The sequence below is a fragment of the Thermosynechococcus sp. TG215 genome (genome assembly GCF_031583455.1).
GTDB lineage: Bacteria > Cyanobacteriota > Cyanobacteriia > Thermosynechococcales > Thermosynechococcaceae > Thermosynechococcus.
Window position 1 is genome coordinate 1,654,301 of record NZ_CP134178.1, and the last position, 17,009, is coordinate 1,671,309.

The 17,009-nt window shown below is 53.5% G+C and carries 17 protein-coding genes and 1 pseudogene; 15 read left to right on the plus strand and 3 right to left on the minus strand.

Going from position 1 to position 17,009, the window contains the following annotated elements; genetic code table 11:
* The first annotated feature begins 11 nt into the window (after positions 1-11).
* The 12 genes and pseudogenes from RHJ02_RS08055 (at position 12) to RHJ02_RS08110 (ending at position 13,977) form a co-directional block, all read left to right on the plus strand.
* Positions 12-1,841, plus strand: coding sequence for an NAD(P)H-quinone oxidoreductase subunit F (locus RHJ02_RS08055; RefSeq protein ID WP_302678010.1), 1,830 nt, complete (start codon positions 12-14; stop codon positions 1,839-1,841).
* On the plus strand, positions 1,826-3,322 hold the full coding sequence (locus tag RHJ02_RS08060) for an NADH-quinone oxidoreductase subunit M (protein WP_225901535.1): 1,497 nt from the start codon (positions 1,826-1,828) through the stop codon (positions 3,320-3,322). Before RHJ02_RS08055 ends, RHJ02_RS08060 begins: the two co-directional genes overlap by 16 nt.
* Positions 3,319-4,464, plus strand: coding sequence for a CO2 hydration protein (locus RHJ02_RS08065; protein WP_302676194.1), 1,146 nt, complete (start codon positions 3,319-3,321; stop codon positions 4,462-4,464). Before RHJ02_RS08060 ends, RHJ02_RS08065 begins: the two co-directional genes overlap by 4 nt.
* A gap of 66 nt (positions 4,465-4,530) precedes the next feature.
* Positions 4,531-5,808: a serine hydroxymethyltransferase gene (gene glyA, locus RHJ02_RS08070; RefSeq protein ID WP_206199729.1), complete on the plus strand. Its 1,278-nt coding sequence runs from the start codon at positions 4,531-4,533 to the stop codon at positions 5,806-5,808.
* A 31-nt stretch (positions 5,809-5,839) separates the two neighbouring features.
* Positions 5,840-6,886, plus strand: coding sequence for an MraY family glycosyltransferase (locus tag RHJ02_RS08075; RefSeq protein WP_310453656.1), 1,047 nt, complete (start codon positions 5,840-5,842; stop codon positions 6,884-6,886).
* Between the two features lie 4 nt (positions 6,887-6,890).
* Positions 6,891-8,141 carry a competence/damage-inducible protein A gene (locus RHJ02_RS08080; protein ID WP_206199731.1) on the plus strand — a complete coding sequence of 417 codons (1,251 nt, stop codon included), beginning with the start codon at positions 6,891-6,893 and terminating at the stop codon, positions 8,139-8,141.
* The gene (locus RHJ02_RS08085; protein WP_302678013.1) at positions 8,138-8,545 is read left to right on the plus strand and encodes a hypothetical protein; all 408 of its coding nucleotides are present in this window, start codon (positions 8,138-8,140) and stop codon (positions 8,543-8,545) included. The genes RHJ02_RS08080 and RHJ02_RS08085 overlap by 4 nt, the downstream gene beginning before the upstream one ends.
* A gap of 927 nt (positions 8,546-9,472) precedes the next feature.
* Positions 9,473-9,961, plus strand: a pseudogene (locus RHJ02_RS13140) (hypothetical protein); the annotation flags it as partial.
* Between the two features lie 27 nt (positions 9,962-9,988).
* Positions 9,989-11,662: a YadA-like family protein gene (locus tag RHJ02_RS08095; protein ID WP_310800109.1), complete on the plus strand. Its 1,674-nt coding sequence runs from the start codon at positions 9,989-9,991 to the stop codon at positions 11,660-11,662.
* Positions 11,663-11,925: 263 nt separating this feature from the next.
* Complete coding sequence (locus RHJ02_RS08100; RefSeq protein WP_310744440.1) at positions 11,926-12,888, plus strand: glycosyltransferase family 9 protein; 963 nt, start codon at positions 11,926-11,928, stop codon at positions 12,886-12,888.
* On the plus strand, positions 12,881-13,471 hold the full coding sequence (locus tag RHJ02_RS08105) for an HAD-IIIA family hydrolase (protein WP_206199736.1): 591 nt from the start codon (positions 12,881-12,883) through the stop codon (positions 13,469-13,471). The genes RHJ02_RS08100 and RHJ02_RS08105 overlap by 8 nt, the downstream gene beginning before the upstream one ends.
* 2 nt (positions 13,472-13,473) lie before the next feature.
* Entirely contained in the window at positions 13,474-13,977 is a 504-nt protein-coding gene (locus RHJ02_RS08110; protein WP_206199737.1) for a hypothetical protein, read from the plus strand.
* Here the strand turns inward: RHJ02_RS08110 and RHJ02_RS08115 are convergent.
* Both RHJ02_RS08115 and RHJ02_RS08120 read right to left on the minus strand, forming a co-directional pair.
* The gene (locus RHJ02_RS08115; RefSeq protein WP_206199738.1) at positions 13,966-14,661 is read right to left on the minus strand and encodes a Crp/Fnr family transcriptional regulator; all 696 of its coding nucleotides are present in this window, start codon (positions 14,659-14,661) and stop codon (positions 13,966-13,968) included. The genes RHJ02_RS08110 and RHJ02_RS08115 overlap by 12 nt on opposite strands.
* A 5-nt stretch (positions 14,662-14,666) precedes the next feature.
* A complete protein-coding gene (locus RHJ02_RS08120; protein WP_310453659.1) occupies positions 14,667-15,125 on the minus strand; it encodes a hypothetical protein in 459 nt (152 codons plus the stop codon).
* Between the two features lie 353 nt (positions 15,126-15,478).
* On the opposite strand from RHJ02_RS08120, the gene RHJ02_RS08125 reads away from it, so the two are divergent.
* Genes RHJ02_RS08125 through RHJ02_RS08135 form a run of 3 tightly spaced genes read left to right on the plus strand, consistent with a single transcriptional unit; the run spans position 15,479 to position 16,546 of the window.
* Positions 15,479-15,688 carry a DUF2997 domain-containing protein gene (locus RHJ02_RS08125; RefSeq protein ID WP_190278215.1) on the plus strand — a complete coding sequence of 70 codons (210 nt, stop codon included), beginning with the start codon at positions 15,479-15,481 and terminating at the stop codon, positions 15,686-15,688.
* Positions 15,689-15,708: 20 nt separating this feature from the next.
* Entirely contained in the window at positions 15,709-16,095 is a 387-nt protein-coding gene (locus RHJ02_RS08130) for a DUF1257 domain-containing protein (protein WP_206199740.1), read from the plus strand.
* Positions 16,096-16,117: 22 nt separating this feature from the next.
* A complete protein-coding gene (locus tag RHJ02_RS08135; protein ID WP_206199741.1) occupies positions 16,118-16,546 on the plus strand; it encodes a ferredoxin in 429 nt (142 codons plus the stop codon).
* Here RHJ02_RS08135 and RHJ02_RS08140 read toward each other — a convergent pair.
* A complete protein-coding gene (locus tag RHJ02_RS08140; protein ID WP_206199742.1) occupies positions 16,533-16,964 on the minus strand; it encodes an NfeD family protein in 432 nt (143 codons plus the stop codon). The genes RHJ02_RS08135 and RHJ02_RS08140 overlap by 14 nt on opposite strands.
* Between the last annotated feature and the right edge of the window lie 45 nt (positions 16,965-17,009).

Here is a 17,009-nt window from a genome sequence, read left to right on the forward strand (position 1 = left end):
TCATTTTTGCCATGCCAAATTCACTGTTAGAAACCAGTTGGTGGGTACCCTGTTATGGCTTAGTGGGTGCAGCCCTGACGTTGCCTTGGGCCACCGGTGTTGTGCGGCGCACCGGGCCTCGACCCGCAGCCTATTTCAATCTGCTGATGACGATTGTTGCTTTTGTGCATGGCTTTTTCCTATTGCAACAAACTCGCAGTGGCGCCACCGCAACGATTGTTTGGCATTGGCTACAGGCACCGGGACTCGATCTCTCGTTTTCATTGCTCATCAACAGTGTCACCACGGGGGCTATGGAGTTGGTGACGGGTCTGAGCATCTTGGCGCAGATTTTTGCCCTAGGTTATCTCGAAAAGGACTGGGGCATGGCACGCTTCTTTGCCTTGATGGGCTTTTTTGAGGCGGCCCTCAGTGGCATTGCGATCAGTAACTCGTTGCTCCTCAGCTATGGTCTGTTGGAGATGCTGACCCTCTCGACCTATTTGCTGATTGGCTTCTGGTATGCTCAGCCCCTTGTGGTCAAAGCAGCACGGGATGCCTTTCTCACCAAACGGGTGGGGGATATCTTACTCCTCATGGGGGTAGTCGCTGTCGGCAGCCTTGCGGGGAGTTATGATTTTCCCGATCTCTACCAATGGGCAGAAGACGCCAATTTACCAGACGGTTGGGGCTTTTTACTGGGCTTAGCCTTGATTGCAGGTCCCACGGGTAAATGTGCTCAAGTGCCTTTGCACCTGTGGCTCGATGAAGCGATGGAAGGGCCCAACCCCGCTTCGATTATGCGCAACTCAGTGGTGGTGGCGGCGGGTGCCTATATTCTCATTAAGCTACAGCCGATTCTGGTGGCCTGCCCGGGGGCAAACATTGCGCTGATCCTGATTGGGGCGGTGACTGCCATCAGTGAATCCCTTGTTTCCATTGCCCAGATTGACATTAAACGGGCACTGTCCCACTCGACAAGCGCCTATCTGGGGTTGGTGTTTATTGGCGTCGGCACCAACTGGACAGATTTTGCCCTGTTTGTCTTGCTCACCCACGCGATCGCCAAGGCACTGCTGTTTATGAGTATTGGCAGTGTGATTATGACCACTAACTGTCAGGATTTGACGGAATTGGGGGGCTTAGGCGGACGGATGCCAGCCACAAGTTCAGCCTTTGTGATCGGCGGTCTATCCCTAATTGGCTGTCTGCCCTTGGGTGCCTTTTGGTCGTTTTATCGCGGCATTGACTATTACTGGCAAACCCAGCTTGGCTTGGTGGGGCTGATTTTGCTGGTTAATACCCTAACGGCTGTCAACCTCACCCGTGTCTTTCGCTTGGTCTTCTTGGGGTCTGCCCAACCCAAAACCCGCCGCGCCCCCGAAGTGCCTTGGCCGCTAGCAGTGCCAATGGTCACCCTGAGTATTTTGAACTTGCTGGTGCCCTTCATTTTGCAGCGAGTGCAGTTGTTACCGACAACGATTGATTGGTGGATTGTGGTTCTGCTTGTGGTGTCGGGATTCACTGGAATTCTCCTTGGCGGCTTTGTCACCCTCAAACGCCAGTGGACACGTCCGATCAAGGTGCCCTTGCGCTTTGTGCAGGATCTGTTAGCCTACGATCTTTACATTGAGGAACTCTATCGCTATACCGTGGTCTGGGCAGTGCGATCGCTCTCGCAGTTGAGCGCTTGGGTGGATCGCCACATTGTCGATCGCATTGTGAATACAACGGGTGTGGCATCCCTTGTGGGGGGTGAGTTGCTCAAGTACAGTGCCAGTGGTCAATCCCAAGCCTATTTGCTGCTGGTGTTCATTGGTGTGGCGATTCTTGGGGGGGCGATCGCATGGCTACTACTGTAATGCCGCTGTTAAGTTTCCTTCTCTGGGTGCCCTTACTCGGTGCCCTTGCCCTCAGCCTGTTACCCGCTGAAAGTCTGGGACGCACCTACCGCAGTTTAGCCGCTGTCGTGATGGCGATCGCCCTTGTCGTCAGTCTCGCGATCGCCCGTCTATTTGACCCCGCCAATGCAGCACCGCAATTAACCGAGGTGATTCCTTGGTTGGAGCCACTGGGCTTGAGCTATCGCCTGAGCGTGGATGGCCTGTCGCTGCCGCTATTGGTCTTAAATAACTTCCTGACGCTGATTGCCCTCTTGGCCACTTCTGTCAATCTGCCCCGTCCGCGGTTGTATTACCCGCTGGTACTGCTGTTGAATGCGGGTGTCAGTGGCGCTTTTTTGGCCGATAATTTGCTGCTCTTTTTCCTCTTCTATGAATTGGAGTTGATTCCCCTCTACCTTCTGATTGCGATTTGGGGTGGGGCACGGCGCAGTTATGCCGCCACCAAGTTTTTAATTTACACAGCCATTTCTGGGGTGCTGCTCTTGGCTGGCTTTCTGGGACTGGTGTGGTTAGCCCATGCCCCCTCCTTTGACTTTGACCCCCAGTTATCCACCCTCTTACCCCTGAGTTCACAGCTGGTTCTGTTGGGGCTGATTTTGGTGGGCTTTGGCATCAAGATTCCCCTCGTGCCCTTCCATACGTGGCTACCTGATGCCCACGTTGAAGCCTCCACGCCGATTTCTGTGCTGCTGGCGGGGGTACTCCTGAAATTGGGTACCTATGGGCTAGTGCGCTTTGGCGTGCAGTTATTTCCGCAGGCATGGCAAGTTTTGGCGCCGGGGTTGGCCACTTGGGCGGTAGTCAGTGTCCTCTACGGTTCCCTAATGGCGATCGCCCAAACGGATATGAAAAAAATGGTGGCCTACAGTTCCATTGGGCACATGGGGTTTGTTCTCTTGGCCACTGCCACTGCCACTCCCTTGAGTATTTTGGCGGCTATTGCCCAAATGATGAGCCACGGGTTAATTTCCGCCCTCCTCTTTTTACTGGTGGGGGTTGTCTATGAAAAAACCGGCAGCCGCAACATTGAGGTACTGCGGGGATTGCTGAACCCTGAGCGGGGGTTGCCCCTGATTGGTAGCCTGATGATTGTCGGTGTCATGGCCAGTGGCGGTATCCCCGGCATGGTGGGCTTTGTGGCGGAGTTCCTGATCTTCCGCAGTAGTTTCCTCACCTTCCCAGTGCAAACACTCCTGTGTATGGTGGGGACGGGCTTAACAGCAGTGTATTTTCTCTTGCTGGTGAACCGCGTCTTTTTTGGTCGTTTGCCCAATGAATTGACGGATTTGCCGCCCGTGGCGTGGGGCGATCGCCTGCCGAGCCTCCTATTAGCCACGCTAATCTTGATCTTAGGGATTATTCCCAACTGGCTGATCCATTGGAGTGAAACCACCGTTAGCCTTCTCACCACTGCTGTTGCTACGCTGCCCGTACCATGACCCTGATTACTGCTGCTCCAACCTCCCTGCATCAAGAACTGCGTACCGCCATCCTAGAGCGGTTGCTGAATGGTCAAGCCCTGTTACCGGATACGCCAACCCATGTGATGGAAGTGGTGGGCATCCTCAAAAGCTATGGGGTGGTGCTCAAGGCCTACGCGGAAAATCTCTGCGACATTAGTGAGCGGCAGTTTCTGGTGCTCTTTCCCTTTTTCAAATACTTCAACGGTGAGATTACCATTCCCAAGCTGCTGCGCCACTGGTGGCACGACCGCATTAACTACGAATACGCCGAATACTGTATGCGTGCCATGATGTGGCATGGGGGCGGCGGTCTTGATGCCTTCCTTGATTCGGCAGAATTTCGGCAATTGGCGGCCAAGGCGATCGCCGCTAAACTGCGGGGCAATCCCCTGATGCAATTCGTGAACCAGCTTTTTCCAGAGTTTTTGCTGGAAACGGTGCGGATGCTCTGCTACTACAGTGGCTTGGGGCAGTTTTGGACGGTGATGTATCCCATCTTTCTCACCTTGAGCGATCGCTACGATGCGGGTGAGATTCGCAGCATTCCCGATGTCGTAGATCATATTCGCGCGGGACTGATTGCGGCTGCCGATCGCCCCATTACCTACAGCGTTACCATTCACGGCCAAACTTACGATATTCTACCGGCTAGCGCTGGTCTTACCTTTTTAGCCGACACCGCCATTCCCTATGTCGAAGCGGTGTTCCTGCGGGGTACCCCCTTCTTTGGCCTCATTTCCTTCAATGCCCAAGCGCAACAAATTTCCCGCGATCAAAGCGAGTTTGGTTATGGTGCCCTGTTTGCGGATCCCATTCCCACGGGTGCGGCTGGTATTCCTCCCACACTGCTCATGCAGGATATGCGCCACTATCTCCCTCCCTATCTTTTAGAGTTCTATCGTCGCCAAGGCCGAGGGGAAGACGATCTGCGCGTGAAAATTTGCCAAACCTTCCAAAAATCAATGTTTTGCGTCACCACAGCGGCAATCACTGCCCTTGCCCCCTATCCTTGGACGACCACTGACCCCCAAGAGCAAGCCGCCAATCGGGCATTCTACGAAACGTGGCTGGATCGCCTCGAAACCTCCCGCCTCTGGAACGTGCAACTGAGCAACTAACCAAGGCTCAGGCAGCGATCCGCGATAAGATAGTAAGGCAGTTCATCTCCCTCCATTGACAATAAAATGACCTATATTGATTGGCTTGCGCAAACGGATCCCTTGGTCGCTGAAATGGTACAGCGGGAAGTCCAGCGGCAGCAGCAACACCTTGAACTGATTGCCAGCGAAAACTTTACTTCTCCTGCGGTGATGGCCGCTCAAGGCACAGTTCTCACCAACAAATATGCCGAGGGATTGCCCGGTAAACGCTACTACGGTGGCTGCGAATTTGTGGATGAAGTAGAGCAACTGGCCATCGATCGCGCCAAGGAACTCTTTGCCGCCGCCCACGCCAATGTGCAACCCCACTCCGGCGCCCAAGCCAATTTTGCCGTCTTTTTGGCACTGCTCAATCCCGGCGACACGATTATGGGGATGGATTTGTCCCACGGTGGCCATCTCACCCACGGTTCCCCCGTCAACGTTTCTGGTAAATGGTTTAACGTCGTTCACTACGGTGTCCATCCTGAAACAGAACGCCTCGATATGGATCAAGTGCGGGATTTGGCGCGGCAGCACCGTCCTAAGCTGATCATCTGCGGCTATTCCGCCTATCCGCGCGTCATTCCCTTTGCCGAGTTTCGCCAAATTGCCGATGAAGTGGGGGCCTACCTCATGGCCGATATTGCCCACATTGCCGGTTTGGTTGCCACAGGTCACCATCCCAATCCTGTGCCCCTTTGCGATGTGGTCACCACCACCACCCATAAAACCCTGCGCGGCCCTCGCGGCGGCCTGATTCTTACCCGTGATGAAGAGTTGGGCAAAAAGTTCGATAAAGCCGTCTTTCCCGGTACCCAAGGGGGGCCGTTGGAGCACGTTATTGCCGCTAAGGCGGTGGCCTTTGGTGAAGCCCTTAAGCCCGAGTTCAAAGCCTATTCTGGCCAAGTGATCCGCAATGCCCAAGCCCTCGCTGCGGGGCTGCAAGCGCGACAACTGCGCCTTGTCTCTGGGGGCACCGATAACCACTTGATGCTGATTGACCTGCGATCGGTAAATCTAACGGGCAAAGAGGCCGATCGCCTGATGGGGGAAATCAATATCACCACCAATAAAAATACGATTCCCTTTGACCCTGCCTCCCCCTTTGTCACCAGTGGTCTGCGGTTAGGAACCCCAGCGTTGACAACCCGTGGCTTCACTGAGGCTGAGTTTACGGAAATCGCCGAAATTATTAGCGATCGCCTGCATGCCCCCGAGGATGAGGTGATTAAAAACCGCTGCCGCGAGCGGGTGGCTGCCCTCTGTACTCAATTTCCCCTCTATCCCCACTTGCAATTGCCGCAACCAGTGCTAGCCTGAGAGGGAATCCTGCTGCCAATGCCCTGAACAGATGCTGTACCACCTGATTGCCTTCCTTGCTGCCATTGCCGTTGTTCTGTTGGTCACCCCCATTGTCAATGACTTTGGCCAGAAGGCAGGGTTTGTCGATCGCCCCAATGCCCGTAAGATTCACACTCGTCCCATGGTGCGTTTAGGGGGGGTATCGATCTTTTTAGGCAATCTGGTGGCGCTGCTGATTGTTTGGAATGCGGGAGGATTTGGCGTCCTACCTCAGCCAGCAGAATATGAGATTTGGGGGGTCACCCTTGGCGGGGTGGCCTTTTTCCTGATTGGCCTCTCAGATGATCTGTTGACCTTGCCGGCGCTCCTACGCCTTGTCCTGCAATTTCTGGTGGCGGGTATTGTCTGGGCGGTGGGGGTCAAAATTCGCATTATCACAGTGCCTTTGGTGGGAACTGTTGACCTCGGCTGGCTCAGTTTGCCCTTGACCACAGTGTGGCTAGTGGGGATTGCCAATGCCATTAACTTCATTGATGGTGTGGATGGTCTGGCAGCGGGAGTGTCGGGTATTGCTGCCTCAGCGATGCTGTTTGTCTGTATGCTGATGGGGGAGCCGGAGGCAGGACTATTGGCAGCTGCCTTGGCAGGAGGTGCCTTGGGGTTTCTACGCTATAACTTCAATCCGGCACAAATTTTCATGGGCGATGGCGGCGCCTACTTCATGGGTTTTACCCTTGCCGGCCTAGGGGTCATTGGCCTTGTGAAAGCCTACACAGCGGTGGCAATTTTGCTGCCCCTATTAATTCTGGCTGTGCCTATTGTGGACACCTCAACCGTTGTTTTTAACCGCCTCCTGAAAGGGCAGTCTCCCTTTGCCCCCGATAAGGGACATCTACACCATCGCCTTCTCAACGCCGGTCTTTCCCAGCGGATGACGGTGCTGTTTATCTATTGCCTAACGCTATGGGTGGGGAGTCTGGCCTTGGCCTTGGCCGGTTTGCCGGGGGGATGGGGCTATGCCGTGGCCGCCTCCCTTTTGATGGGCTTTGCCGCTTGGTATGTATGGGAACGGGTGCGCAACAACGAAGATGCCTGAAACAATGAGTGCAGAGATTATTTGCGTGGGCACAGAATTGCTGCTGGGGGAAATTCTCAACAGCAATGCCCAGTTTTTGGCCCAGCAACTGGCAAGCTTGGGGATTCCCCACTACTATCAAACCGTGGTGGGCGACAATCCCACTCGCATCAAAAAAGTCCTCGCTATTGCCTGCGATCGCGCCCGCCTATTGATTTTCACGGGTGGCCTTGGCCCCACGCCCGATGACCTGACAACGGAAACCATCGCCGATTTCTTTCAAGCGCCCCTCGAAGAACGTCCTGAAATTATTGCCGATCTAGAACGCAAGTATGCCCATCGCGGCGGCTTTAGTCCCAGTAACCGTAAACAGGCGCTCCTGCCTGCGGGCGCCCAGATTTTGCCCAACCCGATTGGCAGTGCCCCCGGTATGATTTGGCAGCCGCGCACGGGTCTGACAATTCTCACCTTTCCCGGTGTTCCCGCCGAAATGAAGCAGATGTGGCAAGAAACTGCGGTGCCCTTTTTGCGCTCCCAGGGCTGGGGAAAAGAGGTAATTTACAGCCGTGTGCTGCGTTTCTGGGGCATCCCTGAATCGGTACTTGCGGAAAAAGTGGCTGCCCAAATTGCCCGTGAGCATCCCACGGTGGCGCCCTATGCCAGCAATGGGGAAACCCGCCTCCGCATTACCGTCCGTGCCAAAGATGAAGCGGAGGCCCAGCAATTGATTCAACCCGTTGAAGCAGAAATCCGCCAAATTGTCGGCCTAGATTGCTACGGTGCGGATGAGGATACCCTTGCCAGTGCAGTGGCGCGGCTGCTTCAGGAACGACAGCAAACAGTGGCAGTGGCAGAGTCCTGCACCGGCGGTGGCCTTGGGGAGATGCTAACCCGTTTGCCGGGGAGTTCCCTCTCGTTTAAGGGGGGCGTAATTGCCTACGCCAATGATGTCAAGGTAACTCTACTGGGGGTCAATCCTGAGGACTTAGAGCAAGAAGGCGCCGTGAGTGCCGTGGTGGCTGCCCAGATGGCTTTAGGCGTGAAAACGCGTTTAGGCAGTGACTGGGGCGTCAGTATTACCGGGATTGCTGGCCCCGGCGGCGCGACGCTCAGTAAGCCAGTGGGACTGGTGTATATTGGCGTGGCACTGCCCAATGGCGAGGTCATGACCCGTGAATTTCGCTTTAGTGGTCAACGGGGACGGGATTGGGTGCGGCATCTCAGTGCGATGAATGCCCTCGATGTATTGCGGCGGCAGTTATTGGTGAATCGATGAGTCACGGTCTGCTCTGGTTACCCCTATTGGCTATTTTTATCGTGCTCGCACGGTTGGGCTGGGTCGAGTACCGGAAGGTGGAACACTATCGCCAGTGGGCAAAAAATTTTGAAACCAGTAAATATGACATTGCCGCTGTCCTCGGTCAGCAGGGCGATCGCTTGACGTGGGGACACCCTACCCAACAGGGCATTATTCATTTGCAAACTTGCGAATTATCGACTATTCAAAACATTTGGATTGAGTGTAACGGTCAACGAATTGACACACAAACTACTCATTCTAAAGGAGCAATTCAACTGGTGCTAGAAACCTTTACAGGAGACTGTTATCGCATTCCTTTTACAGAGTTCACCCTTGCCTTGGCATGGCGCGATCGCCTGCAACGGGCGATCGGGAACTGATGGGGTCGATTAAAAACGAAAAAAATCTAAATTGTGCTTGACTAAGCTTGACAATTAAGCGAAGTCTGACTAGGGTTACTTAAATAGTGAGCTAACGGGGGATACTAAAAAGGCAGGGTTTTCCTTCGCTTTTTTAGCGACTGTAGGACTTGTGTCTTTTTGGGTTTAAGGAAAGAGTAGCCCATAGGAAAGTGCAAAATTCTACAAAGCACTTGACTGTTGTATTTACACCTTAACCTTGGGAGGCCTACCCTCATGTACAAAAGACTACACCCCGTTTTGGCTTGTGTTGTTAGCACAGCAGTGCACATTATTCTGGTCACCACACCTGCATTGTCTCAAACTCGAGACTGTGGGAATCTTGGTGGTACTGGTTTCTTCGATTCCACCACTACTACCAGTGCAGGGAACGAAAACCTAATTTGTGGCGCAAATAACAATTTACTCCCTGCCTTGCAACGGTCTATTGCTGTTGGTATTAGCAACACAGTAAATGGTGGCACTGTCGCCAATCATGCGATCGGTAGCAACAATAACCTTGGGTCAAACATAAATACCACAAACACCGCTGTTGGTCATAATAACAAAATTGACGGAGTTAATGCTCAGAATCATGCCTTTGGCTCTAGCAACACAATCGGCGTTGAACGGCCTATTCTAACTGAAGACGAAGGCAACAATAACACTGCCCTAGGAGCACAAAATCGAGTCGGTACAACTGGAACACCCAGTGGATCAGGTTCTTTTGCCAATGCAGCTCGCAATAACAATACCGCAGTCGGTTATCAGAACGTTGCTGATGGCACTACGAATACAACTGGCAGTAACAACACCGCCATTGGCATGCAGAACCGAGCCGAGGGTGATAACAACACTGCTGTGGGGATGCAGAACCGAGCCCAAGGAGCTAATAGCACCGCAATGGGGATGCAGAATTCAGCGAATGCAGTAAATGCCACCGCCGTGGGGATGCAAAACCAAGCCCAAGGAGATAGAAGCACCGCAATGGGGTTTGTGAACCAAGCCAATGCAGACAACACCACAGCTGTGGGGTTTGTGAACACCGCACAAGGAGCTAATAGCACCGCAATGGGGTTTGCGAACCAAGCCCAAGGAGCTAATAGCACCGCAATGGGGATGCAGAATTCAGCGAATGCAGTAAATGCCACCGCCGTGGGGATGCAGAATAATTATGATGGCACCTACCTGACCCCTGGCGACAACAGTACCGCTGTGGGGTTTGTGAACCGAGCTCTGGGAAATGACAGCAGCGCAGTTGGCTTTGCAAACACCGCACAAGGAGATAGAAGCACGGCAATGGGGTTTGCGAACCAAGCTCTGGGAAATGACAGCAGCGCAGTTGGCTTTGCAAACACCGCACAAGGATTTCAGAGCAGTGCGGTTGGCTTTGCAAACACTGCACAAGGAGCTAATAGCACCGCAATGGGGTTTGTGAACCAAGCCAATGCAGACAACACCACAGCTGTGGGGTTTGTGAACCAAGCCAATGCAGTAAACGCCACCGCCGTAGGCTCTGGTAACCAAGCCCAAGGGCTTGACAGCACCGCAATGGGTTCAGGCAACCAAGCCACCCAAGCAAACGCCACCGCCGTGGGGATGCAGAATTCAGCGAATGCAGTAAGTGCCACCGCTGTAGGGATGCAGAATAATTATGATGGCACCACCAACACCTACCTGACCCCTGGCGAAAACAGTACCGCTGTGGGGATGCAGAACCGAGCCACCCAAGCAAACGCCACCGCTGTGGGCAGACAGAACTTTGCCACTCAACAGGACGCCACCGCCGTAGGCTCTGGTAACCAAGCCCAAGGAGTTCGGAGCAGCGCGGTTGGCTTTACAAACACTGCCCAAGAGTCTGACAGCACCGCAATGGGTTCAGGCAACCAAGCCACCCAAGCAAACGCCACCGCTGTGGGCAGACAGAACTTTGCTACTCAACAGGACGCCACCGCCGTAGGCTCTGGTAACCAAGCCCAAGGAGTTCGGAGCAGCGCAGTTGGCTTTACAAACACTGCCCAAGGGTCTGACAGCACCGCAATGGGTTCAGGCAACCAAGCCACCCAAGCAAACGCCACCGCTGTGGGCAGACAGAACTTTGCTACTCAACAAAACGCCACTGCCGTAGGCTCTGGTAACCGAGCCCAAGGGCTTGACAGCACCGCAATGGGTTCAGGCAACCAAGCGCTGGGGGCTCGTAGTATTGCCATTGGCCACCAAAGTACTGCAAATCCGGCTGATAGTATTGCAATTGGTCAGACTGCCCAAGTCGTGGGTGGTGCTACTGATGGTGTGGCCATTGGTAGAGGTGCCACAGTTCAACATGCCAACAGTGTGGCCATTGGGGCAAACTCTGTAACAACACAGGCCAATGTTGTGTCTGTTGGTGCCCCCGGTGCTGAACGCAAGGTTGTCAATGTTGCGCCTGGCATCATTGCACCAACGAGTACGGATGCAATTAATGGCAGTCAGCTCTCTGCCCTCATCAACCAACTGTTTGCTACAGGAATTTGTTCAATCACTAACGCAACAGTAACGTGCGGTAACATTGCTTTGGGAAATGCTGCTAACCCTGGGGGTGCTAATAGTATTGCCATTGGCAACAATTCAACGACGGGTGCCAATAATGCCATTGCCTTTGGCCCATCGGCACAGGCCATCCATCCCAACAGTGTGGCCATTGGCGCTGGCTCTGTAACAACAGCTCCCAACACGGTTTCTGTGGGCGCCCCAGGAGCAGAACGCCGAATTACCAATGTGGCCACCCCCATCAATCCGACGGATGCTGTCAATAAAGCCTATGTTGACGGCATAGGAGCAGTGGCCTTGGGAGCAGCGAATGCTTACACCGATGCTCAAATCAATCAATTACGGGGAGAGGCCTTTGCGGGCATTGCCTCGGCAGCAGCACTCATGCCGATTGTGCCGGCACGTTCTGGTCAAACCACATTTAATGTGGGATTTGCAACCTACGGTGGATACAGTGCAGCTGGGATGGCCATAGCCCACCAAATCGGACCGGTGATTATTGATGCCGGGGCAAGTTTTTCTAGTGCAGGCTATCCCTTAGCACGCATTGGTATCGGCGCCCGTTTTTAGAACAATAGGGAACTAGGGGGCTTTGATGTCCACATTTGGGAAAAGACGCTAGCCTTTAAAATTGCAGCTAAGCCTCCTCAATACTGCCCAAGGAAACCTAGCCCTATGGATGTGTCTGTGGTCAACCAGAATCCACCATTCATGCTAAATCAGCCAGCAACGGCTCAGTCTTGGATCAAGCCCCGCCAAGTGGTCTCCTTCTGGAAAGGCAGTGGCTTTTGTGGGGCTTTGGATTCAAGGCTTTTTGCTGTTGGAGGTCGCTGATGAAAAATATTGTTGCGCTGGTGCCAGGGGGTATTGGGGATCAAATTTTGTTTTTTCCTACCCTCGAGGACCTCAAAACCCACTTTCCGAATAGTCAAATTGATGTGGTTGCTGAGCCCCGTGCGGTTGCTGCCTACCAACTGAGTTCTACAATCCACCAAGTGATTCCCTTTGACTTCAAAGACCGCAATGCCTTGGCTGACTGGGTAAATCTGATTGGTATGCTGCGGGATGGGGAGTACGATGCCATTCTCTCCTTAGGGCGCAGTAAGGCGGTGCGCTTTTTGCTGTGGCTGACGGGGATTCCCAAGCGCGTGGGCTTTGCGAAGCTCAATCCCTTGGGGTTTCTCACCGATGCGGTACCTGTCAACCTTGATCAATACAGCGCCGCCACCTACCACGACTTACTGCAAGCCTTTGGTATCACTACCCCCTGTCCCCTGCCCAAGGCCGTGATTGCTGAGGCGGATCAACAGTGGGCAACGGCAGAGCAGCAACGCCTAGGAATTACTGGGCGGTATCGCCTCTTGCACGGTGGCTCAAGTCAGATGGCACTTACCAAGGGAATTAACAAAATTTACCCCCCCGCTGCTTGGGTTGAGATCATCCAGACGCTGCAACAGCAGGAGCCGCACCTGCCCTTTATCGTGGTCTGTGGGCCTGAAGATCACGCATGGGTGAGTGCGCTAACGCAGGCGCTACCGGAAATTAAGATTAGCCGTCCTCCAGACTTGCGCAAACTGGCAGCTCTAATGCAACAGGCACAACAGATTCTCTGTACCGACAGTGGCCCGATGCACATTGGCGTGGCGGTGGGGACTCCCCTTGTGGCGCTTTTTGGCCCTACGGATCCTGCCAAACTCCTGCCCAACGATCCGCGCTTTCGAGCCGTCAAATCCCCTACTGGCAACATGGCCGATATTCCCGTGTCAGCCGTGATTGAGGCGGCTCGCCATGGCTAGACCGGCTGTCTTTCTCGATCGCGATGGCGTGCTGAACCAAGAGGTGGGCTATATTCACCGCCTTGAGGACTTACAGCTCATCCCCGGTGTGGCTCAGGCAGTGCGACGGCTCAATGATGCGGGGTGGTTTTGCTGCTTAGCCTCCAATCAATCAGGTCCTGCGCGAGATTATTACAGCATCGATCATGTTCATGCCCTGCACCACAGACTTCAGGAGTTGCTAGCCGCCAGTGCCGGTGCGGTGTTGGATGCGGTTTATTTCTGTCCTGATCTCAGCCGTCCTGAAGGGGGAGTGGTTGCCGACTATGCGGGCTGGACAACATGGCGCAAACCCAATACAGGAATGCTCGTAGCGGCCGCTTGGGATCATGATTTAGATCTCAGCCGCAGTGTCATGGTGGGGGACAAAGCGACCGATATTGATCTGGCGCGGAATGCCGGCTGCTATGGGATTTTAGTACAAACCGGCTTTGGCGATCGCGTTCTTGAGGGGAGTTACCAGCACGCCAGTCGACCCGATTACATTGCAGCAGATTTAGCCGCTGCCGTAGAGTGGATTTGTACGCACCTTGCACCCCGTTAGCGATGAGCGCATCGCCAGACTATACCAAGTTTCCCCTTGCTCTACTGTTGCTGGTGGTTCTGGGCTACGTCCTCGTGGGCTGGTATTTGTCTGCCTATCCTTGGCTGTGGTCAGCCTATGCCTCTTTTTTGGCAGCAATTCTGATAGTGTTTGTTGTGGGGGGCACCTCTAGCCTGTTGCGATCGCGCCAGAGCAACCCTAGAAATATCTTTAGTAGCTTAATTATGCGCGTGGGCACCCCCAGTCTCTTGACCGTACTGGTGCTGAGTACCGCTGTCACCCTTGCCATTATTGCCTTTCACGTCTTTAGTGTGATCGCCATTCTCATTGGCACCGAAATTCTTGTGCGCATTGAAATGAAAGCTGCTGGCTACCACAACTGGCAAATTATGCTAGTGCTGATTCAAATGGCAATTTTAGGGGTGTTCATTGGCTGGAGCATTGGGCATTACTTGCTGCCATCCTCTTCAGGGCAATCATTATTGTTCTTAGTCCTAAAGGAGTAAACTTTCTAGGGCACGTAGATTCGTAATGCACAGGCTCTCTGGGTTGCGGCGAATAATCCCCCTGCGCTCCAGCTTCCCAAGCACCCGTGTTACCGTCTCCCGTGCCATGCCACTTAAGCTACTCAGTTCGCGGTGGGGCAGATTCGGAATTTCTAGGCCATCCGCTCCCTGTCGCCCTTGACCATCCGCCAAAAACAGCAGAATATCCGCCACCCGTGACATACTATCCGATTCCCGCAGCCGCAGCCGCCGATTCAGTTGCCGGAGCCGTCGTGCCATCAACTTGGCGAGGCGTATGCCCGCTTGAGGTTCCGTATTGACAAGATTGACAAAATCCGTTGCGGGCATATTGGCCACAACTGTCGGTGTTAGGGTAATCACATCCGTTGAGCGGGGCACTTCCTCTAGGGGAGCCATTTCGCCAAAGAGTTCGCCGGGACCGAGGATATTCAGGGTGACTTCTTTGCCATCAATGTTGTAGGTGCGAATTTTGACCCAGCCACTGAGGATGAAGTAAACTGATGTGCCCCAGTCATTCTCCAGCAAGATCACGCGGTTGGCGGGATGCTGACGTGTCACTACATGGGCTAGGGCTTTCTCCACCACTGCCTGGGGTAAGTCGCGAAAAAAGGGCGTATTTTGTAAAGATAATTCAGGTGCAGGAGAACTACGCCGTTCTTGCATAAAGGTCAAGGCCGAGAGGGCGAAAGCAGAGGCTGAGCAGACAGGTCATCAGGCGCTGCAGGGAAATCAATACCTGTGATCTTACCATTGCTATCCATCATCACAATCAATGTATCTGTAACGTTAGAAAAGGCTACCTTGATACTGACAATATTGTCGTTGATCTGACTCCCAAGACGCTCTTTGTACACGCCTACCCGCCTCAGAAAATTGGCTTGGCGTTGCTTCAATTTTTTCGGTGAAAACTCCCGTTGCAGTTGCGGATGTAAATAGCTCAACGCTAAATCAACGTGATTGCCAAAGAGGGCATCGAGAAATTGTTCAGCACTGTGTACTTGGTCTTGGGGATTGACATTGATGGATTCTTGGGACTCGCCGCGGGCGATCGCTGGCCACAGAGAGGAAGATACCCCCCGTAGGAATGCCAAGGCCAAAACTGTTAATGGTGAAAAAGACTGCCCCATATTTTTTTAAGTTTTTTTATGGTTTTCTGAGAGTTTAAGGCGAAACGAATTTCTGAATATCATACCGCCTTTTGCAGAGGGATTGAGTGAGGTCGCGATCGCCCTGAGGCCGCCGTCCCGTCCAAGAAAAGCAATTCACATATCTCTTATCAATTCTCGACGCAGACTTGGCTCTATAGATGACTGATTCTTCAGGTCTTCAGGCAGCCGGAGGAAACTGCTGCGGAGTGTAAAGTTTATTAAAGCCCTTGACTCCTTTGGTTAGCCTTCGTCACAATGAGTTCCATAGGTTAGGACTTGAATTTTATCCTCGTGAGCGGTTTGTCATAACTGCGAGTGAGTAGGTTGTGCCAATGCTAGAAACCCTTGAATTCGTGATTTATCCCGATGGCCGTGTCGTTGAAACGGTGACGGGAATTTCTGGGGCATCCTGTGCTGAGGTGACTGCTGCCATTGAAGCGCAGCTGGGGTGTGTCATTAGCCAACAGCCCACCGCAGAATACTACGCTCCCCAAGAGGAAGAAAATCAATTGGTTGTTCAATCTGTCCCCTCCCAGTGGTAATCGTTGAGGATTGGTGATCCATGTCGCACTTCAGCCAAATCAAAACCCAAATTCGCAGTTTACCCGCCCTCCAGTCTGCCCTAACGGACTTGGGCTTACCATGGCAATCTGGCTGCCAAGAAGTGCGCGGCTTTCGCGGTCAAACCCAAACGGCTCAAGTCGTTGTTCCCCAAGACAACGGCTATGACATTGGCTTTCGCTGGAATGGCACCGAGTATGAGCTAGTGGCAGATTTGGAGTTTTGGCAGCAGGCATGGTCAGTGGATCGCTTCTTGAATAAAGTCACTCAGCGCTATGCCTACCATGCGGTGTTGCAATCCGCTACTGAACAGGGCTTCCAAGTGCAGGCCACAGAACAGCAGGCCGATGGGAGTGTCAAGCTCGTATTGCAACGCTGGCGTTCCTAGCCGTTGAAGATCATTCAAAACAATGGAGAGGCACGGGGCAGAGGGGCAACCCCTTGGTTTAGAGCCAGAACTTGGCGGCCAACTTCGCCAAAGTGAACCTCGCAGCGGCTACGAACCTGAACTCGGGGGCACTCACCGTCAGCGCGGTGTCTATGTCGATGAAATTACCTGTATTGGCTGCAAACACTGTGCCCATGTGGCGCGAAATACGTTTTACATCGAGCCGAACTACGGGCGATCGCGGGTGGTACGCCAAGATGGTGACCCCCTTGAACTGATTCAAGAAGCCATTGATACCTGTCCCGTTGACTGTATCCACTGGGTAGATTACACGGAATTAAAACGGCTTGAGAAAGAACGCCTTGAGCAGGTGGTTCCCCTTGCCGGTTTCCCCATTGATCCAGCCACCACGCACCGCAAGAAACGGCGATCGCCGCCTAGGACTGAATAGCATCCTCGGGCATCACAATCAGCGTCGTTCCCTGACGGCCAATGATAATCACCCGCTGATGTTCGGGAATGGCCAAGCGGGGATCACCACAGCGAGCTTGCCAAGAAATCCCTTCGTACAGCACTCGCCCCGTCTCGCCAGCGGGGATTTTCGTAAGTGTTTCCGCCTCGGCGGCTTCCTTGAGGACGGGGGGAACTCGCTTTGGTTGATACCGCCGCAGGAGAAAGGCCACCACAACAGAGAGCAGCATCCAGAGGAGAATCTGTATTGAAAAGCTGGGAATCAGAAACGAGAGAAAGGCAACAATCAGGGCGCTGAGACCGAGAGTGGCTTCCATAAAAGCCGTCGGCAAAACAAGCTCCATCACAAAAAGAATGATGGCAACAATTAACCAAATCCAAAAGGGAGACAGGGGCATTGCTCTTATCACCGAAGGCAGCCACTTCAACGATAGCTCAAACTC